Annotated in this window: 16 protein-coding genes; 13 read left to right on the top strand and 3 right to left on the bottom strand. The window is 60.4% G+C overall.

All coding sequences use genetic code 11. The features are described from left to right. Window positions 1-14 precede the first annotated feature (14 nt). Window positions 15-1,190, bottom strand: a complete 1,176-nt coding sequence (locus tag AC5ZGW_RS02805; RefSeq protein ID WP_130222693.1) for a zinc-dependent alcohol dehydrogenase — start codon at window positions 1,188-1,190, stop codon at window positions 15-17. A 166-nt stretch (window positions 1,191-1,356) separates the two neighbouring features. On the opposite strand from AC5ZGW_RS02805, the gene AC5ZGW_RS02810 reads away from it, so the two are divergent. Continuing rightward, window positions 1,357-2,139: an SDR family NAD(P)-dependent oxidoreductase gene (locus AC5ZGW_RS02810; protein WP_130222695.1), complete on the top strand. Its 783-nt coding sequence runs from the start codon at window positions 1,357-1,359 to the stop codon at window positions 2,137-2,139. Window positions 2,140-2,235: 96 nt separating this feature from the next. After that, complete coding sequence (locus tag AC5ZGW_RS02815; RefSeq protein ID WP_130222697.1) at window positions 2,236-3,093, top strand: SDR family oxidoreductase; 858 nt, start codon at window positions 2,236-2,238, stop codon at window positions 3,091-3,093. A 543-nt stretch (window positions 3,094-3,636) separates the two neighbouring features. On the opposite strand, the gene AC5ZGW_RS02820 is transcribed toward AC5ZGW_RS02815, so the two are convergent. After that, on the bottom strand, window positions 3,637-4,413 hold the full coding sequence (locus tag AC5ZGW_RS02820) for a Crp/Fnr family transcriptional regulator (protein ID WP_130222699.1): 777 nt from the start codon (window positions 4,411-4,413) through the stop codon (window positions 3,637-3,639). Further along, window positions 4,395-5,060, bottom strand: coding sequence for a sensor histidine kinase (locus tag AC5ZGW_RS02825; RefSeq protein WP_051396475.1), 666 nt, complete (start codon window positions 5,058-5,060; stop codon window positions 4,395-4,397). The genes AC5ZGW_RS02820 and AC5ZGW_RS02825 overlap by 19 nt, the downstream gene beginning before the upstream one ends. A 206-nt stretch (window positions 5,061-5,266) precedes the next feature. Between AC5ZGW_RS02825 and AC5ZGW_RS02830 the strand changes: the two genes are divergently transcribed. The 11 genes from AC5ZGW_RS02830 to AC5ZGW_RS02880 all read left to right on the top strand — a co-directional run bounded on the left by AC5ZGW_RS02830 (window position 5,267) and on the right by AC5ZGW_RS02880 (window position 19,119). Next, window positions 5,267-5,485 (top strand): hypothetical protein, encoded by a 219-nt coding sequence (locus AC5ZGW_RS02830; protein ID WP_130222701.1) that lies wholly within the window; start codon window positions 5,267-5,269, stop codon window positions 5,483-5,485. Window positions 5,486-6,222: 737 nt separating this feature from the next. After that, entirely contained in the window at window positions 6,223-7,254 is a 1,032-nt protein-coding gene (locus tag AC5ZGW_RS02835) for an NAD(P)/FAD-dependent oxidoreductase (protein WP_130222703.1), read from the top strand. A gap of 68 nt (window positions 7,255-7,322) precedes the next feature. After that, entirely contained in the window at window positions 7,323-7,790 is a 468-nt protein-coding gene (locus tag AC5ZGW_RS02840; RefSeq protein ID WP_130222705.1) for a RidA family protein, read from the top strand. 328 nt (window positions 7,791-8,118) lie between these two features. Continuing rightward, complete coding sequence (locus tag AC5ZGW_RS02845; protein ID WP_130222707.1) at window positions 8,119-9,234, top strand: TIGR03118 family protein; 1,116 nt, start codon at window positions 8,119-8,121, stop codon at window positions 9,232-9,234. A 103-nt stretch (window positions 9,235-9,337) separates the two neighbouring features. After that, a complete protein-coding gene (locus AC5ZGW_RS02850) occupies window positions 9,338-11,716 on the top strand; it encodes a peptidase domain-containing ABC transporter (RefSeq protein WP_245474488.1) in 2,379 nt (792 codons plus the stop codon). After that, complete coding sequence (locus AC5ZGW_RS02855; protein WP_130222709.1) at window positions 11,679-13,085, top strand: HlyD family type I secretion periplasmic adaptor subunit; 1,407 nt, start codon at window positions 11,679-11,681, stop codon at window positions 13,083-13,085. Before AC5ZGW_RS02850 ends, AC5ZGW_RS02855 begins: the two co-directional genes overlap by 38 nt. Further along, window positions 13,082-14,947 (top strand): tetratricopeptide repeat protein, encoded by a 1,866-nt coding sequence (locus tag AC5ZGW_RS02860; RefSeq protein ID WP_130222711.1) that lies wholly within the window; start codon window positions 13,082-13,084, stop codon window positions 14,945-14,947. Before AC5ZGW_RS02855 ends, AC5ZGW_RS02860 begins: the two co-directional genes overlap by 4 nt. 382 nt (window positions 14,948-15,329) lie before the next feature. Beyond that, the gene (locus AC5ZGW_RS02865; protein ID WP_130222713.1) at window positions 15,330-16,022 is read left to right on the top strand and encodes a response regulator transcription factor; all 693 of its coding nucleotides are present in this window, start codon (window positions 15,330-15,332) and stop codon (window positions 16,020-16,022) included. A gap of 762 nt (window positions 16,023-16,784) precedes the next feature. After that, entirely contained in the window at window positions 16,785-17,501 is a 717-nt protein-coding gene (locus tag AC5ZGW_RS02870; protein ID WP_130222717.1) for an STN domain-containing protein, read from the top strand. Between the two features lie 69 nt (window positions 17,502-17,570). Further along, window positions 17,571-18,161, top strand: coding sequence for an RNA polymerase sigma factor (locus AC5ZGW_RS02875; protein ID WP_130222719.1), 591 nt, complete (start codon window positions 17,571-17,573; stop codon window positions 18,159-18,161). Beyond that, window positions 18,151-19,119, top strand: a complete 969-nt coding sequence (locus AC5ZGW_RS02880) for a FecR family protein (RefSeq protein ID WP_165435022.1) — start codon at window positions 18,151-18,153, stop codon at window positions 19,117-19,119. The genes AC5ZGW_RS02875 and AC5ZGW_RS02880 overlap by 11 nt, the downstream gene beginning before the upstream one ends. Window positions 19,120-19,128 lie beyond the last annotated feature (9 nt).

Genomic DNA, 19,128 nt, shown 5'->3' on the forward strand with positions numbered 1-19,128 from the left:
TCGCCTCGCTATATTCAGGGCTTCAACACGACCTTGACGCAGCTGTCCCGCTTGTCGCGGAATACCTTGTACATCTCGGGCCCTTGCGCCAGATCGACGGTGTGGGTGATCACGAAGGACGGATCGACCTGACCTTCCTCGATCCGCCGCAGCAGGTCGTCGGTCCAGCGGTTGACGTGAGTCTGGCCGGCCCGGACCGTCAGTCCCTTGTTCATCAGGGCGCCCATCGGCACGTGGTCGGAAAGACCGCTGTAGACGCCCGGAATCGAAATCACCCCGCAGGGCCGGCAGACATAGATCATCTCGCGCAGCACGTGCGGGCGGTCGCTCTCCAGCATCAGCATCTGCTTGGCGCGGTCGAGCAGCGTATCCGGCTGCGAGGCCATCACATGCGCTTCCATGCCGGTCGCGTCGATGCATTTCTCCGGACCTTTGCCGTCGGTGAGTTCGTTGAGGCGCTCGACCACGCTTTCGGATTCGAAATTGATGGTGGTCGCGCCGCCTGCTTCCGCCATACTCAGCCGCTCGGGGAGGCAATCGATTGCGATCACCTGGTTCGCGCCGAGTAGAAGCGCGCTGCGGATCGCCATCTGACCGACCGGGCCGCATCCCCAGATCGCCACCGTATCGGTAGGTTCGATGTCGCATTGAGCGGCGGCCTGCCAGCCGGTGGGGAAGATATCGCCCAGAAAAAGTGCCTGCTCGTCGGAAACGGCGTCGGGGATCTTGATGTGCGTGGTGTCGGCGAAGGGAACGCGCAGATACTCGGCCTGGCCGCCGGGATAGCCGCCGGTCAGATGAGTGTAGCCGAACAGGCCGGCAGTCGTGTGACCGAATACCTTATTGGCCAGATGCCGCTTGCGGTTGGTGGTCTCGCATACCGAGAAATTGCCGCGTCTGCACTGCTCGCACTGTCCGCAAACGATAGTGAAGGGCACCACGATCCGGTCGCCCTTCTTCAGCTTTCCATCCATGCCGTGGCCGACCTCCACGACTTCGCCCATCATTTCGTGTCCCATGATGTCGCCCGGCAGCATGCCCGGGATGAAGTTGTGAAACAGGTGAAGATCGGAGCCGCAGATCGCGCAGCTCGTGACCTTGACGATGGCATCGCGCGGATCCTCGATCTCGGGATCGGTGACGGTGTCGCAACGAATATCTTCCTTGCCGTGCCAGACCAGCGCTCTCATGCCTTGCCTCCGGTATCCGAACGAAATTCCAAAGTCGGATCACCGACGATGGTTGCTAGCTGCCTTTCAGTTTTTTGCTGAGCCGGCTGAGCGCACTGCGGAGGTAATAGGAACGGCGGTTCGCGATGGTGGTTGATTGGCAAACGCACAAGTTGAGGAAGTTCACATGTCTCAGGGACAATTTGCCGTCGTCACCGGCGCTTCCACCGGCATCGGTCTGGAACTTGCCAGGTGCTGCGCCCGCGCAGGCTTCGATCTCCTGATCGCGGCTGACGAGCCCGCCATCGAGACCGCGGCCGAAGAGCTTCGCGGCCATGGTGGAAAGGTGGATGCGGTCGACGCCGATCTGTCGACCACAGAGGGCGTCGACCGGCTCTATGCAGCGACCAAGGGGCGTCGGGTCGATGCCTTGCTTGCGAATGCCGGCGTCGGGCTCGGCCATGCGTTCCTCGATCAGGATTTCAACCGGGTCAGACGGGTGATCGATACTAACATCACCGGGACCGTCTATCTCATCCACCGCGTTGGCAATGATATGCGTCGCAGCAACGCTGGATGCATCCTGATCACCGGCTCGATCGCGGGTTTCATGCCGGGCAGTTTCCAGGCGGTGTACAATGGCAGTAAGGCATTTCTGGATTCATTCTCATTTGCGCTGCGCGAGGAGCTGCGCGTCACCGGCGTCACCGTGACCTGCCTGATGCCGGGTGCGACTGAAACCGAGTTCTTCCGCCGCGCCGATATGATGGATACCAGCGTCGGCACAGCCAAGAAGGACGATGCGGCTGGAGACGCGAAGGCCGGCTTCGAGGCGATGATGAGCGGCAAGGGCGACATCGTCACAGGCATCAAGAACAAGATCCAATCGGCCGTTGCCAACGTGCTGCCCGCTGGCGTGCTGGCGCGGCAACATCGCAAGATGGCCGAGCCGGGCACGGCGAAATCGTAGCGACGCGTAAGGCGGAATTTCGCGGCCACAGTTTAGCGCGCCACAGATCGTCCTGGTTGGATTCAGGAACCAAGCACGCCTCGACCGGAGATACACATGATCGACTATCCAAAGCCGCCATATCCCATCCAGAAGCAATCCATGCCGGGGTCCACGCAGGCTATGAAGCCTCCTCCGGACCACGGCGAGGCCACCTACAAAGGGTCAGGCCGGTTGCAGGGAAAGAAGGCCATCGTAACCGGCGGCGACAGCGGTATTGGTCGCGCGGTAGCCATCGCGTTCGCGCGCGAGGGGGCAGATATCCTGATCGCTTATCTCAACGAGAAGGAAGACGCTCAAGAAGTAAAACAACTCATCGAGAAGGAGGGGCGCAAGGCGGTCCTTGTCGAAGGCGATCTCCGAAATGCGGAGCACTGCAGGCAAGTGGTCAGCCGCGCGGCAAGCGAACTCGGCGGCGTCGATATCCTCGTCAACAACGCCGCGCACCAGGCGACGTTCAACGATATTGGCGATATCAGTGACGAGGAGTGGCGGCTCACCTTTGAAGTGAATATTCACGCGATGTTCTATCTCGCGAAGGCAGCGGTGCCGCTCATGAAGGCCGGCAGTGCAATCATCAACACGGCGTCGGTGAATTCTGACATGCCGAATCCCATGCTGTTGGCCTATGCGACGACCAAGGGAGCAATTCAGAATTTCACTGGCGGACTGGCGCAGATGCTCGCTGAAAAGGGCATCCGCGTGAACGCGGTTGCTCCCGGTCCGATTTGGACTCCCCTGATCCCATCCACCATGCCGGAAGAGGCGGTGAAGAACTTCGGCAAGCAGGTGCCGATGCAGCGGGCAGGGCAGCCGGCTGAACTCGCTACCGCCTATGTAATGCTGGCCGATCCCCTGTCGAGCTACACCTCCGGCACCACCATCGCAGTCACAGGCGGCAAACCGTTCATCTGATCTTGGGGGAACGGCCGGCGGTACCATTAGCGACCGCTGCGCTTAGGAACGCTGTCATGCGCAAGCAGTTGACGCGCCTCTAACTGGAAAGGACATCAACTGGAAAGGACATCGACATGAAGTTGGCTACAATTGGTTTGGCTGCCGCTTTCGCGCTTTCAACGTCGATCGCGTTCGCTCAGGGAGGCGGAGGCGGAGGTGGGGGTGCGGGTGGCGGCTCCGCTGGTGCATCTGCCGGCTCCTCGTCTTCTGGAACGGGCGGTACGGCTGGCTCCGCTGGCCGCACCACGGGCAGCTCACAAGGAACGGGCACCGCAGGCTCGTCCACCGGGCCCGGCGGAGCAAACGGTACTTCCGGCGGGCCTACGTCATTGAGTGGCACTGGCTCTTCCCAGAGCGGCGGCTCGAAGCCTGGAGCCACCGACAAGCAATGAGAACCGAGGAAGCCCCGTTCATTTACGGGGCTTTCCTTTATGCATGCGGAAAAGGCGCGCTTATACTTCCGATCCTCGCTATCCGCGATATGCAGAACGTTCTGCTCGATCAGAGCATTGCCCGCTTTGGCCCAGTCTTAGAATGCGCATGTCGCATGCGACTCTCAGGTTGTTTGGCCTCCGACAGGTGAAGGTAGTCCGGCAGGAACTCGGCCACGAGCTCAAGCTCCTTGCGCCGGCACAGGGTCACGACGCGGCCTTTCCATTCGATCAAGCCGCCACGCCTAAGCTCCTGTATGGTGCGGTTGATGTGCACAGTCGAAAGGCCGCAAATATCAGCGAGATTCTGCTGATTGAACGGAAGACGAAACTGATCCTCCTGCAAAAGCCCTACGACTTCGAGCCGGGTCGCAAGCTCGCAGAAAACATGCGCCACTCTGGATAACGCGTCGCGCGATCCCAAGTTGGCGACCCATTCGCGGCAGACTGCGGCATCGACCAATGTCTCACGCCAGAAAGCACGCGTCAGCGTCGGAGAATTCATCAGTAGGTCGCTGAGAAAATCGTGCTGTACAAAGGCAATCGTAGATTGGCCGGCACTACATAGGTCATGGTCCATGCGCAATAGATGCAACGTATGTAAGTCCGGCATATCGCCGGGCACGTAAACTGACAGTATCTGGTTTCGAGTCCCCACAATCTTTTGACCAACAAGAAATCCGTTCATCACGACTGCGCAGTGGAATGCTCTTTCGCCTTCGCGCAAGACATACTCGCCATCAGCGAACGTCTTCACCGTCTCCGGCATGTTCACTAGCTTGCTTCGGTCGTGCTCGGACAAACCGATCGAAGCTTGCAGTCGCTCGATCAGTTTTTGGGCTGGCATTGCATTTGCTTCGGCTTTACCAGCCGCGCACGAACACCAAGGCTGTCGTGTTCAAATTGAAGTTCTGCATTGAGCCCATTTGCTAAAGATCGCATTAGCTTAAATCCAAGTCCTCCATCGGTGGACGGATCGAAATTCTCCGGGAAACCGACCCCGTCGTCTGTCACTTCAACGATCAATGAGCCATCGTTCCTCGTTTCGCAGCGTACATTGACCTTAACAACTAGACCCGACGGATGCGCATACTTGCTGGCATTTGTCAGGAGCTCTGCGGTGATAAGTCCAACATGAAGCGCATGACGCGGGTCGATGTCGCCGTCGCAAGCGTTTTCGACCGTTAGGTCCATTCTTCCTTCCGAGCCAAGCGTGCTGATCGTTTCGGAAATTTCTCGCAAGAAATCGCCGAGTCTTACTCCGTTGCTGTTTATGGTCAGAGCCAAGCATTTGTGGAGTTTCGCCATGACCTCAATGCGCGCACTGATGTCATCGAGCAACATGCAGACTTGCGGAGTCGTAAAGGTCTTGCCGCCCTTTGAGATAGTGTTGCGCTGAAGGCGAATAACCCCGCTCAAGCTAGCTAAGTTGTTGCCTATCCGGTGATCGGCCTCAGCCAGCCCGACAAACTCATGTTGAATCAGAATTGACATCTTTCTCGTCCTCCAAACGATAGCGTGCGCCTGAGGACGTTGGAAATCAACAAAACTGTAGTAAGTTCAATAGGTTATTTCCTCAAAGAAAGTCTTTGTAGCCATGACTGGCTAATCCCCGCTCGGCATTAAGTGAGTAGAATTAGCTAGGAACCTATTTTAGGCTTCGTGGGTTGAAGGAGTACGCGGCTGACGGGGAAAGTCAGATGGGTGAGCTCAACAGGGCCGAGCGGCTCCAAATTATGCTGACGGGAGCGGAACTGCGGATCATCGATACGTGGCGATTCGCAAAGCGGATGCCGAGCAGGGCCGCCGCAATCCGAGAGTTGCTCAAACGGGGCTTGGCCGCCGAAGGATTTGTGGAAGCCGTAGACGGCCAGAGGTCGAAGGATTTTTCCGTTATGCCAAATAAAGCTGCCGAGTAGCTCTGGCCTTAGCCCAATATTCATGCGGCGCTTAAGGGCCCAAAGCCCGGTTGCAGTGGTGCCCCCGTTTGGTTTCGCGCGCTGGACCCCAGTGAAGAACCTGACGTTCTCGAGTGATGTGTTGTGGGCCCACGTCAATACGTCGATGACGGGCAGTTCTGTCTTTGCACCCGCAGCACCAATACCGCAATCATACACCTTCGCCGGGCAGAATACCGTGTCACTTCATTTCCAGGCACGGCGCAACTTCTAGCGTCGGCGGCGACGCCTATAAGTCTTGACCAGCGAGAAGGAGGCACTTTTCTATTCACGTAAATCTCCAAGACCTCTGGTGATGCTCCGCCAGAGGTTCTCTTTAAAGGAACGCTTCGCGATCGACCGTCACCATCTTCGAGTGGATGGTCGACGATCTCGCTGGTCCTGTAAGGCTCGACGCGGATCGTCGGCTTTGGACCAGTGCGATAGCCGCTCCATTTGATGTGCCCGGCGATGACGTTCTCTGGGCGCTGCAGCCACCCGAAGCAGATCACGGGCGACCGCGACGAGATGTCGATTGATGAGGTCGGTGTCCAAGAATTTAGAGCGCGCCAAGCCCGCTGATTTTATTGGGCTCGCGCTCGAAAACTTATGACCTCCCAGCCTACAACTTGGAAGTTCTCTAACGTGTTGATCTTGCGTAATTAATCGCCAGCCTTGTAAAACACACAAGGGTCCGTGCCAGTTGTTGCGGACGTCGTGTGCTTCGGGTTCGTGATGTCCAGCGTAGCGGTTGCTTCGATCTCAGCGCTCATCGATGCGGCGAAACGCTGTCGTTTCGCGCAGGCCCCCATCTGGAAACACTTGGATGGCATGGCCTGCTTGATGCAGAGACGGCGTTAGTCAGTCAGGGCAGCTATTCCGTGTGGGGTAACAGAGCGCTGCGTCGTAGCGTGTTCCACCAGGGAGAAATGTCGGGCTGGCACATCGATCGTTATCGGCTTGAGGCGCGGATGGCGGAAACACTTGAAGTCGATGGCGTAAGTCGCGTTTTTTGTGAAGCCCGGCAGTTCTCGAGATCTGAAACCGGAATCGCCGTTGAGCTTGCTGACCGATCATCGGTGAATACGCGGCTGTTGGTCGATTGTTCAGGCCGCTCCGCTGTGACCGCAGGTCCGGCGGTGACGCTCCGTCGCCTCGACAAGCTCGTGGCCTGCTACAGTGTCTTCACGCTTGATGAGAACGTTGAGGCCATCTCGGTTACGCTTGTTGAGGCTGTGGCGATAGGATGGTGGTATATGTCGTTGCTGCCCAGGGGCCGTATGCTGGTGGGACTCTTTACTGATTCCGATCTGCTGCCGGCAGGATTGCGCAAGAATGCCGGCCTGTGCGCCGACCTGGCGTCGCAAACAACAGCGATCTCTCCGCGCTTGTCGAGTCTTGGTATGGATCTGGCTGCGGCGCCCGAACTGCATTTCGCCGCAGCCAGCACCGTAACAACATCGGACCTTGTTGAGCCATTCATCATTCGAGCTGGCGATGCTGCCAGTGCGTTGGATCCGCTCGGCGCGAACGGACTTGCTACCGCCCTGTGGAGCGGAATTCAGGCAGCCGAAAGCGTTGTCGGACTTCTTACGCAAAACGACGGGACGAAAGCGGTTCGGTATCAGCAGCAGTTCCTGCAAGGCATCGCATCGCACCTTGCTGCACAAACGGCGATGTATGCCTCCGAGCACCGCTTTATCGACGCGCCATTCTGGCAGCGACGACGAGGTCCGTGGTTGGAAAATTGATCGATGCAATCGTTCTCGGTTGCTGAGGCGCGAAAGCCAAGTTTTCTTTGCTTACCTGGAGGATATACATGACTGTTGATTCACGCTTGCTCGCCACCGTTCTGGCTTGTGTTCTCATAGGAAGTCCGGCTTGTGCTGACGGAGTGAAGATCATCCCGTCCGTCAACGGAGGTGTGAAGCCGACCGGATCGTGGAGCGCAGGTGCACGCGCTGGCGATTTTGTGTTTGTCGGCGGCATGCGCGGTATCGATCCTGCCACCAACAAGCTCGTTGATGGCGAGGAGGCACGTATCCGCCAGATGTTCGTCAATATGCAGCAGGTCGCCGCTGCCGAAGGTGCGTCACTAAGAGATGCGGGACGCTTGACCATCTATGTATCTGATGTGGTGCGTTTACGTCCTGTGGTGAATAAGGTGCAGGAAGATCTTTGGGGTAAAGGGCCCTATCCGCCACGTACTGTTCTCGAGGTTCGAAAGCTCGATCAGGATGACATCGCCGAGGTCGATGGAACGTTCTATGCGCCACTGAAGAAATAGTGTCGGGTTGTCATGGAGCGGCTTGGTCAAATGACCAAGCCGCAGACTCTTAATCAGCGGGTCCCAGGTTCGAGCCGTGATGCGCCCCCACCAAAGCAGGATCAACCACCCGCATCTGCCAACTGTCACCCGATCGTGAAAAAACTAACAAAAAGGTCATTTGAGTCGGCGTGACGTCCGAACAGATTATAAGTTGTCGCTCGTGCCCCACGGGCGTTCAGAATTTCCCATTTCCAGAAGCGCTGTCATTTCCGAAAGGGGATGGCTTCAGATCAACGTGCCGTTGACCGGGGCGGAAGACACGCGCGTTACGAAACTGGAGGAAACCATGGACGCAATGAGTCTGGATCACGACCATCATAACCATCATCACCATCACAAAGAGCAGGAGGAGGTCGCCTTCACGCAGACCAATCTGGTCTCGGATACTCCTGGCGCCGCGCCGACGATCGATCCAAACCTCATCAATCCCTGGGGCGTTGCCCACAGCGCGACCAGTCCTTTTTGGGTCTCGGACAACGGGACGGGTGTGACGACAATTTATGATGGCGCTGGAATGCCGGCCGGGCCTAAGCTTGTAACGGTCGCGGCGCTCCCCGGCCAGGACCATTCCGATCCCACTGGGCAGGTGTTCAACGGCGGAGGCGGTTTCGACATCAGCGGCCTCGACATCAACGGCAATGCAACGACGGCGTCCTCGCTGTTCATCTTCGCAACCGAGAGCGGCACCATATCCGGCTGGAATCCCAAGGTGGACCCCACAAGCTCGGTCATCGCGGTCGATAATTCGAGCGATGGCGCCGTCTACAAGGGCCTTGCGATCGGCAGCAACGATGATGGCACCTTCCTTTTCGCCGCAAACTTCCACAACGGAACGGTCGATGTCTTCGACCAGAACTTCAAGCAGGTGAACAGCTTCACCGATCGGCATCTGCCGCACGGCTATGCGCCCTTCAACGTCCAGGTTCTTGACGGCCACTTGTTCGTTACGTTCGCGCTGCAGAATGCGGATAAGCATGATGACGTTGCTGGTGCTGGCCACGGCTTTGTCGACGAGTTCGATCTGGAAGGGCACCTGCTCGACAGGGTGGCGTCGCGCGGGCCGCTCGATTCTCCGTGGGGCCTTGCGATCGCGCCCTCTACCTTTGGAGAATTCGCCAACGATCTTCTTGTCGGGAATTTTGGTGACGGCACGATCAATGCGTTCGATTTGAAGAACGATCATTTTGAGGGCAAGTTGCTCGACGCCAAGGGTGCGCCAATCACCATTGGCGATCTCTGGGCCCTCGTTCCCGGCAACGGCAGTGCCAACAGCGATCCCAACAAGATCTACTTTACGGCCGGCGTGGAGAACGAAGCGCATGGCCTGTTTGGCAGCTTGGCGGCGATCCCCGAACCGGATCGATCCACCATGTCGATGCCGGGCTCGCATCCGCACGGCTGAGGGCCGGGCCAGCGCTTAGCGATAGCGCTTGGCTTTGCGCGCTGCACGGGTGACTCAAACGAGGACGACGCACGCTTCCGCCGAAGCTTGAAGCGGCGACAACGTGTGCTTCGCCGAGGCGAATGCCTCGCCCGTTGGGTTGAAGATGGATTGGAAGGGGCCGCTCGTGGAGCTCTTGAGCGGGCAGACTTTCGGCTTGGGCACCCATAGCGCGGGGCTGGTATCCGCAGCCGGTCCCGGCGAGGGATGTCGTGCGGCGAGGAATGGCGCGGCACGCCATGGCAGTGCCGGCGGCGACGAGATTCACCCGCGCCTGGCGGCCGCGATCAATGCGGCCAGATTCCATGGCATGGAGCTCGATCCGCGCGAGTTTCCCTGTATCCATGGTGAACAAATGCCGTCCGCTGCGGCGCTTTCCGCCTGGCTGCAGAACGCCGGCATGTGGGCACGAGCGGTACGGCTGCGATGGCGTCAACTGATGCGGTTGCAGGACGCCGGGCCGGTGGTGCTGTTGTTCAGCGATGGTGGCGCCGGACTGTTGGTCGGCGTGAATGCCGAGCACAATGTGGTCATCCTCAGGGATCCTCGCGCTGGCGCGAGCGAGTGCGGCATTGCCGTGGACAGGCTGCGGCTGGAGCGGGTCTGGTCAGGCGAGGCGGTCCTGCTGCGCGCGCGGCGTGGTCAGCCGGAGACTGACAGACCGTTTGGCCTGAGCTGGCTCGCCGGCCTGGTGCTGCAGGAGCGGCGATCGCTGCGCGATGTGGGGCTTGCGTCGCTGACGCTGAGCTTTCTGACGATCTTTCCGCCATTGCTGGTCATGAACGTGGTGGACAAGGTTCTGACCCACAATAGCTACTCGACGCTCGCGCTGCTCAGTGCGCTGCTCGCAATTGCAGCCGTGTTCGAGGTCCTCCTCGGCTACGCCCGTCGGCTGATCGTTCTCGTCGTTGGCATGCGACTTGACGCAAAACTGAACCTGCATGTCTTCAACCGCGTGCTGCGGCTGCCGCTTGACTATTTCGAGCGGCACCCCGCCGGCGAAACGATGCACAAGATTGTGGAAGTGTACAAGGTCCGCGAATTCCTCACCGGCAAGCTGCTGAGCACGTTCCTCGATTTGACGACGCTCATCGTATTGCTGCCATTCCTATTCTATCTCAACACCTTCCTGGCATCGATGGTTCTGGCCTGCGCGGCGTCGATCATGCTGGTTATTCTTTCATTCTTGCGGCCGCTGCGACACGTGTTCGGCAGGGTAGTTCGCGCCGAGACCGAGAAGGCATCGGCGCTAGGCGAGACCGTTTTCGGCATCAAGACGATAAAATCGCTCGCCCTGGAGCCGCAGCGCAAGGCGCTGTGGGACGCGCGTGTCGCAGATGCCGCGGCGTGGCGCCTCGCCTTCGGCAAGCTGACGAACTGGCCACAGACGATCGTCGCCCCGATCGAACGCTTCATGTCAGTCGGCATCGTGCTGGTGGGCGCCTACATGGCCCTGGCGGACAATACCGGCTATGCGGTCGGTGCGCTGTTCGCCTTCATGATGCTCAGCATGCGCGTCGCCCAGCCGCTCGTCGGGCTGGCGCGTCTGATTGAGGATTACCAAGGGGTTTCAGCCGCGATCGGCGAAGTCGCGTCCGTGCTGAATCGGCCGCCGGAGGCGGAGGCAGCATTTGGCGGGCTCCTGCCGCGATTTGCCGGCGCCATCTCGTTCGAGGATGTCAGCTTCACCTATGAAGGCACGAAGATTCCCGCGCTCGACCGCGTCACCTTCGAGGTACCGGCCGGCACGATGCTTGGCATCGTTGGGCGCAGCGGATCCGGCAAATCGACGCTGGCGCGGCTGTTGCAAGGGATCAACCGCGACTACAACGGCTTCCTGAAGATCGACGGCAACGACGTGCGCGAGATCAATCTGCGTCACCTGCGCCAGAGCTTCGGTGTCGTGCTGCAGGAGAACTTTCTGTTCCGCGGCTCGATACGCGACAATATCATCGCCGGACGGCCCGGGTTGACGTTGGACGACGCTGTGCTCGCCGCGCGCCTCGCCGGCGCCGAGGAATTCATCGAGCGTATGCCGAATGGCTACGAGACGCAGATCGAGGAAGGCTCGCCGAACGTTTCAGGCGGACAGCGACAGCGGATTGCAATTGCACGCGCACTGATCAATGATCCGCGAATCCTGATCCTGGACGAGGCGACCAGCGCGCTGGACCCGGAGAGCGAGGCGCTCCTGAACGCCAGTCTGCTTCGCATCGCGCGCGGCCGGACCATGGTGATCATCTCGCATCGCCTGTCGTCGTTGATCGACTGTGATCAGATCCTTGTCCTGGAAAGAGGCAAGATGGTTGACATCGCGCCGCACCGCTTGCTCCTCGAACGCTGCGCCATCTACCGCCAGCTCTGGATGCAACAGAGCCGCCATCTCGACAGTCGAGGGCCATGTCATGTCGCTCTTGCCCACTCGCCCGTCCGGTGCAGCTAGTCTCACGAGCCGACCGGAGGATTCGACGCTTCCGGCGCTCCTGGAATTCCAATCGCCGACCAAGGCCATCATCGCCGCCCCTGTGCCAGTCGCGGCGCGCGGGACGATCTGGATGATCGGCAGCATGTTCGCCGCGTGCATCGTGGCGATGGGGCTGATCCCGATCGACAGGGTCGTGACGGCGCAAGGAAAGGTTGTCTCCAAGGCGCCGATGATGGTCGTGCAACCGCTGGAAACATCGATTGTTCGCTCGATCGACGTGACGGAAGGGCAAAGCGTTCATGGGGGCGACATGCTTGCTCGGCTTGATCCTACCTTCGCCGGCGCCGATGTCGGCGCGACGCAAGCCCAGGTCTTTAGCCTGCAAGCCGAGGTGGCGCGCATGCAGGCGGAGGTGGAGGACCGGTCCTTCCAATATTCCGGAGTTGATGCGCCGATGTTGCTGCAGGCTGCGATCTATGCGCAGCGCGAGTCGGAACGGAAGTCAAAGCTGGAGTCGTATCGTCAAAAGATCGATGCCCAGGCAGCCACAGCGGCGCGGTCGGCCGCGGATGCGACGGCTTTCCGCGAGCGGTTGGCCGTCGCGCAAATGGTGGAATCCATGCGCAAGAAATTGGAGGCACTGCAAGTCGGCAGTCAGCTCAACGCCTTGATCGCGACCGACAACAGGCTCGAGATCGAGCGCAGTCTGTCCACCGCCGTCAAGACGGGCGAGAGTGCCAAGGCCGAACTCGCCGCCATGATTGCCGAGCGTGACGCCTATTTGCAGAATTGGCGCGTCCAGATCGCCCAGGCGCTGTCGGAAGGATCTCGAAAACTGAGCGATGCCCGGGAATCGCTGAACAAGGCGCTGTTGCGGCGCCAATTGATCGAACTGCACGCCGAACGAGACGCCACGGTGCTGACGGTTGCCAAGGTTTCGGAAGGCTCCGTGCTGCAAACGGGCGAGCAACTGATCACGCTGGTGCCCGTCGATGCTCCGCTCGAGATCGAAGCGAACATTGCAGGGCGTGATAACGGCTTCGTCCACATCGGTGCCGCGGTAGCGGTCAAATTCGACACCCTTCCGTCGACACAGTACGGCTTGGCGTATGGAACGGTTCGCACTATCAGCGCCGACAGTTTTACCACGCAAGACAACACGAAGGCTCGCTCTGGCTCGGTTCCTGTGAACCCTGCCAACACCGAGCCCTTCTACCGTTCGCGCATCACCCTCGACCGGTTGATGCTTCACGACTTGCCGGCTGGCTTTCACATTATGCCGGGCATGCCGGTTGCCGCCGACATCAAGGTCGGCAAGCGCACCGTCATGGCTTACCTCCTTGGCCGAATTCTACCGGTAATGTCGGAGGGGATGCGCGAGCCATGAGACGCGCCGACAAAGACGCCACGAGACGCAAGAACGCGCGTACAACGCGGTTGAGTGTTCTCGATCGTGTCATCAGCCTGCTGTCGTCATCGGCGGCAGTGCGGCGCGCAATTCACCTGAACAAGCAGTCCCGCATGACGCAGGCGTTTACGCTGTTCGCCCGTGCCGCCGGCGCCGACAACGCAGAGGCCGAATACTGGGTCGGGCGCTGCTATCTGTGCGGTTCGGGCGTCCCGGCCAGCCTCACCGAGAGCGTACGCTGGCTCGCGCGCGCCGCGGCTCAGGACCACGTCGAAGCCCAGTGGTTGCTCGCCGTGCTGCACATCCACGGCTCTGGCACCGCAGCGAACCGGCAAGCCGTTGCAGGCAGCTCCTCCGTAGCAGGCCTGTTCTCAGGCGAGGTGGCGCTAGAACCCGACTTTGTGGCGGCGGAAAAATGGGCGCGGCGGGCAGCCGAGCATGGCTCCGCAGACGGACAGGCTGTGCTTGCTTACGTTTTGAGCTCCGGCCCGGAATCGATGCGCAACCTGGAGGAGGCGCGCGGGTGGTATCAGCGCGCTGCCGAAGCCGGTTGTCCTCAGGGCGCGCTGGGATACGCACAGTCGCTGGCGCGGTCGGTCACCGATGACGAAGGGCGGCGCAAGGTGGTCGAAAATCTCCGGCGTGCGGCACAGGCAGGGTTGCTACCGGCGATTTATCTGCTTGGTGTGATGACCGAACGCGGGGTCGGAACGGAACGCGATCTCGCGGTCGCGGCCGAGCTCTACCGGCAGGCGGCCGTCAAGGGCCATCGCTCCGGCCAGGCAAGCTGGGGACGCGCACTGATGTGCGGGCTTGGAGTCAAGCCAAACCCGGCAGAAGGCGAGTCGTGGCTGCGCAGGGCGGCGTTAGCTGGTGATCCGGATGCGGCGGCGCTTGTCGGCGACTTATACGTCAGGGGCGGCTCGCTGCCGCCCAACTACGCAGAGGCGGCGATCTGGTTCCGCCGTGCGGCAGAGGCCGGCCACCACACGGCGGCGCGGGCGCTTGGCTTGCTTTATCTGACCGGCGCCGGGGTGGCGCGCGATCCGAGAGAGGCGGCGAGCTGGCTCCGGATGTCCGCTGACGCCGGCGATCTGCAGGCCCGGGTGGATCTCGCGAACCTTCTGCTGCGAGGTGTCGGTGATGGGAACCCCGAAGATCTGGCTAAGGCGCGCCATTGGCTCGAGCAGGCAGCCGCGGCCGGCGATCTGGTGGCGGCACTCAACTACGGGCTCTGTCTGGCGGATGGCGTTGGCGTTGAGCGCGACGAGTGGCAGGCGACTCAGTATCTGCGCCGAGCGGCTGACGAAGTCGCGAACGCGCAGTACTGGTATGGCCGCATGCTTGTCGATGGACGTGGCATCGAGGCAAACGCCGAAGCGGGCCGCGCGTGGATTTCGCGCGCCGCCGCGGTCGGCATCGCCGACGCCGAAGCGGCCCTGGCGGAAATGATGGTGAACGGCCGGGGCGGACCGCGCGATCCTCTCGCGGCAACGGTGTTGTTCGAGAAGGCTGCCGGCAAGGGTCATGTTGGCGCCATGTTCGCGCTAGGCTTGCTGAATGGCGGTGGATATGACGTGCCGACCGACCGTACGGTCGCGAAGCACTGGTTCCGAGCGGCCGCTGAGCGGGGGCATGCGGAAGCTCAGAAAATGCTGGGTCGATATTTAGCGCGCGGGCTGGCCGGCGAGCGCGATCCGGAAGCGGCACGTCTATGGCTAGGGCGTGCGGCAGCTCAGGGGCTGGCGGACGCAGAGCTCGATCTCGCATCCATTCGCCCCATGCTGCCGACGCAACCATGCGAACAGGCACGTCATGTCACGGATCTCGCGGATCACTGATGCAGCCTTAAACAGTCTGCGCGTGAAAAATCGCTATACGTATTGTAGGTATTATCATACCATTGTCGCGGCAATTCACCGAGTGCACCGCGCCACCACTGATCGACGGAGCGGCCGGCCAAGCGTCTAGCACTAACAGTTCGCCCTTTCGAGCAAAGCCACGCCGGCACACTCGATCCAATTGTAAGGCTGAACGCGTGAATCGAACCGCGGCTACTGCGAATGGTCAGGCTTCGTACCCACTCGATCCCACCAATGTCCTAAATGATCGGTCCTCTCCAAGTGCTTGCGGAATTGTCCACCAGCGGCGGTGTTAGTGCATTGACGTCTCAATGCGACCGACACGATCCCGAAGCCCGCAACCCGCGGTGGAGGTGATGTCATGCCGAACTGCGCGCGTCGTGTTCTCGTCATCGAGGATGATTGGTGGACCGCCAGGGAGCTTGGTAGCTGCCTGGGTGCCGCTGGCTATGACGTCACGATCGCGTCCGACGGCGAGAAGGGGCTAAGCTTTGGTCGCGCCGCCGAATATGTCGTGATGACCGTCGATCGCATTTTGCCGGGCATCGACGGGATCGAAGTCATCCGCCGTCTCAGGCAAGACGGAATCGGGACTCCCGTATTGATCATCAGTGTGCTCGGTGCAGTTGCTGATCGCGTGGACGGTCTGCGTGCAGGCGCCGACGACTACCTCGTGAAGCCGTTCGCCTGCGCAGAAATGCTTGCTCGTGTTGATGCGCTGTCGCGGCGTGGCACTTCTGTTCACCAGGAAACCGTACTGCGGGTCGGCGATCTGGAGATGGATCTCGTGGCTCGAACCGCGTCCCGGGCCGGCCGACAGATCGGGCTAAGGCCCCGGGAATTCAGACTCCTGGAGTATCTTGCTCGCCATACCGGCGAAGTCATCACTCGAAGTCTGCTGCTGCAGCACGTCTGGGGTCTGCATTTCGATCCTGCGACGAATCTTATTGATGTCTACGTCGGACGTCTGCGAAGAAAGATCGACAGCGAACAAGCCTATCCAATCATTCATACAGTTCGCGGTGTGGGATTCTGTGTCCGGCCCTCTGCTTGAGACTTCACAGTTGGGTCTCGGACCGAGGTCGAGGTGTACGACCTACACCAGCCTTTTCACGCGCGATCTCGTGGCGCAGCACCTCGATACCTGGAATATCTGAAGGCGGTGAAGGCAACTCGTGCTCAAAGCCGTTTGCTTTGTCTACGAACGTCAATCGAGCGCTGGATGGCACTACCCGGATCGCGCCACCGGATGCTTCAGCGCCTCCAACGATCAAAGAAAGGCTTAGCCCGAGCCCGCGAGCAATCTTGCCCGCGATCGGAATAGTTCGGCTTTCCTCTTTCAACTTTCGACAGCCTCGCGCGGCTGATGATCCGCGCGGCCGGATCACACTTGACTTCGTGAGTCTCGCCGATCGCCTCCGCCGTACCGCCGGAAGCTCTCGACCTTCAAGACCTCGACGACAGCGCTATGTCGTTAAGGTGCTCCAAACAATCGCTCCAGGTAGGGATCAGTGAGGCCCGTTGCGGCGGCATCATGTCAGCATATCTTGCGCAAGAGGTGCAAATTTACCTCTTCAAGGCTTGATACAGCGCCGCGCATCAAGTACCGAAATCGATGACTAGTTCGGGATGAGACGACGCCTTTCGAGTAAACGACGGCGTTTAGCATTGGGTGACACTAGGTCCGTAGTCGAGGCGTGTCACAATACCGTCTTGCGCAGCGTCGTAAGTTGGGAGGAGTTTCTGATTGACCGGCGTCTGGTTCAATTCGTAACGGATCGACCCGCAGCCATCCGTGAGTCTCGTGTTTGCCTAGATGAACCAGCATTTCATGAACATCGTCAGCTGGTGCAAGTGTGTGATCACACGGGATCTTGCCGTTGTTGTCGCGCATTCGATGATGGTTTTGGCTCTGTCGCATGCATCGCCGGCGGGAGCGACTTCCTTCGACATCCCCGCGCAACCTCTGGCGTCTGCCATAGACGCGTTCTGCGCGGCGACCGGGACCGAGGTGTATTACGACGGCGCAGCGGCGATCGGACGGCGATCTTCTGCGGTCACCGGCGTCCTTGCGCGTGACGATGCTCTCAGGGACCTGCTCGCAGGGACAGAACTCGTCCCACTGCGCGCGCGCGAAAACAGCTACCTGCTGATTCATCCCGGCGACGATACGGCGCATGCGTTCGCCACGGCACGGATCGCCCGGGATAGCCAATATCAGCGCTATTTCGCCGTGGTGCAAGACGACATCCTGCGCATTCTGTGCCGGTATCCCGACACGCGTCCCGTGAGTTATCGGCTGGTGATCAAGCTGTGGATCAGTTCGTCGGGATTGGTGCAGCACGCAGAGCTCGACGGATCGGCCGGCGAACAGGCAAGTCACCGGATGCTGTTGGCGACGCTTGGCAAGTCACGCATGACCGAACCGCCACCGGCGCAGATGCCGCAGCCGATCACCATGGTTGCGCTGCCGGGAGCAGCGGCCGATGCGAGGCTCTGCGCATCACCCGTCGACCAGAAGGCCGGGCGCTAGCATGTCGGTGCGCGAGACAGCGGGCGCGTACGATGCTCGCGGGACAAGGGTCCAGAGTCGCGATCCCGCATGACCCACAGCAGCCGCGCCGAATTGCGCCGTTTTTTGACACTCTGCTATGATGATTTGCGAGCCAGGTTGGCCCGTCGATTGAATTCGGTGGAGCTTGCCGGTGACGCCTTGCAGGACACGTATATGGAGCTTTGCCGGGGCGCGGATCTGCCGCCGGTGCAGCAGCCGCGCTCTTACTTGCTGCGCATGGCCAAAAATATCGCCCTGAGGAAACTGCACTCGGAAAAACACACGGTTTCGCTCGATGACGCGAAGAACGCCTTCGACATTGCCGATGAAGCGCCCGGTCCCCAACGAAGTCTGGAAGCGAAGATCGAGCTCGAAGCCTTTCAACAGGCGATCCGGGAATTAACCCCGCGACGGCGCGCTATCCTGCATGCAGCGCGCGTTGAAGGAAAAACCCTGCACGCAATTGCAGTACAGTTAGAGATATCACAAAGATTGGTTGAGATCGAGTTGAAGCATGCGTTAGCCCATTGCGCGCTTCGTCTGGATCGGCAACTCGTGCAAAGATTCGGCCCTCAGCCCGTTCAGCAATCGCATGGACAGGAGGCCAACAAGCGTATTGATGACAGGGATGACCGATAGCCCACGCGAAAAGCTGGACCGGATCGAGCGCGAAGCGCACGATTGGCTGGTCCGTTTCACCTCGGGGGAGGCAGGACCTGCTGACGTGCGGGACGGCAAGGTGTGGATCGAGTGTGATCCGGCGCATCGCACCGCGTTTATGAAGGCCGCGCGGATGTGGGAGGCCTTGGGGCCGGAGGCGTTTGAGGGGAAACGCCCGGCCGCGCGGACGTTCTCCTCTATCTCGATGTCACGTCGTGCCGTGCTCGGCGGCGGGGCCGCCGCCATCGCCGCGAGCGCAGCATATTTCGTCGTGCAGCCGCCGCTCGGCCTCTGGCCATCCTGGTCGGAAATGGCGGCCGACTATCGGACGCACACCGGCGAGCGGCGGCGTATTGTGGTGGCCGACACGACCTTCGTCGAGATGAATACCCAAACCAGCATTGCGCTGCGACAGGTTGCGAAGGAGGCCGCGGGGATCGAGCTGATCTCGGGCGAGGCGCTGGTCGCGACGCCATCCGGCGCGGGGCCGGCCTTTGTCGTGACGTCCAGTCAAGGCCAAACCAGCGGAATTGGAGCGAAATTCAACATACGGAATGATGGGCACGCGGTTTGCGTGACCTGTGTCGAGGGGAACGTTCAGGTCTCGTACGGCGCGGCGACAGCGTCGTTGCGCGCCCGCGAGCAGATCACCTATGATCGATCAGGCTTGGGCAAGCCCGCGTTCGTCGATGCGGCGATCGTGACCGCCTGGCAAGACGATCTGTTGATCTTCCACTCCAAGCCGCTACGTGAAGTCATCACCGAAATCAATCGTTATCGTTCCGGAAAAATCATCGTCGTGAATTCTGCGCTCGGCGCGCGGCTGTTCAGCGCCAATTTCCGGGTTCGCAACGCCGATGCGGTCCTCGAGCAAGTCGAGAAACTGTTTGGCGCGACCGTCACATCCTTGCCGGGCGGCATCGTCCTGCTGAGCTAAACGCCGTCG

It is taken from the genome of Bradyrhizobium sp. Crot121, from assembly GCF_059512385.1.

Bases quoted from the DNA above. Each gene is read 5' to 3' on its own strand.
- AC5ZGW_RS02825 (WP_051396475.1), bottom strand. From the start codon at position 5,060: ATGTCAATTCTGATTCAACATGAGTTTGTCGGGCTGGCTGAGGCCGAT.
- AC5ZGW_RS02860 (WP_130222711.1), top strand. From the start codon at position 13,082: ATGAGACGCGCCGACAAAGACGCCACGAGACGCAAGAACGCGCGTACA.
- AC5ZGW_RS02865 (WP_130222713.1), top strand. From the start codon at position 15,330: ATGCCGAACTGCGCGCGTCGTGTTCTCGTCATCGAGGATGATTGGTGG.
- AC5ZGW_RS02880 (WP_165435022.1), top strand. From the start codon at position 18,151: ATGACCGATAGCCCACGCGAAAAGCTGGACCGGATCGAGCGCGAAGCG.
- AC5ZGW_RS02845 (WP_130222707.1), top strand. From the start codon at position 8,119: ATGGACGCAATGAGTCTGGATCACGACCATCATAACCATCATCACCAT.
- AC5ZGW_RS02810 (WP_130222695.1), top strand. From the start codon at position 1,357: ATGTCTCAGGGACAATTTGCCGTCGTCACCGGCGCTTCCACCGGCATC.
- AC5ZGW_RS02815 (WP_130222697.1), top strand. From the start codon at position 2,236: ATGATCGACTATCCAAAGCCGCCATATCCCATCCAGAAGCAATCCATG.
- AC5ZGW_RS02840 (WP_130222705.1), top strand. From the start codon at position 7,323: ATGACTGTTGATTCACGCTTGCTCGCCACCGTTCTGGCTTGTGTTCTC.
- AC5ZGW_RS02875 (WP_130222719.1), top strand. From the start codon at position 17,571: ATGACCCACAGCAGCCGCGCCGAATTGCGCCGTTTTTTGACACTCTGC.
- AC5ZGW_RS02855 (WP_130222709.1), top strand. From the start codon at position 11,679: ATGTCGCTCTTGCCCACTCGCCCGTCCGGTGCAGCTAGTCTCACGAGC.
- AC5ZGW_RS02870 (WP_130222717.1), top strand. From the start codon at position 16,785: ATGAACCAGCATTTCATGAACATCGTCAGCTGGTGCAAGTGTGTGATC.
- AC5ZGW_RS02805 (WP_130222693.1), bottom strand. From the start codon at position 1,190: ATGAGAGCGCTGGTCTGGCACGGCAAGGAAGATATTCGTTGCGACACC.
- AC5ZGW_RS02820 (WP_130222699.1), bottom strand. From the start codon at position 4,413: ATGCCAGCCCAAAAACTGATCGAGCGACTGCAAGCTTCGATCGGTTTG.
- AC5ZGW_RS02830 (WP_130222701.1), top strand. From the start codon at position 5,267: ATGGGTGAGCTCAACAGGGCCGAGCGGCTCCAAATTATGCTGACGGGA.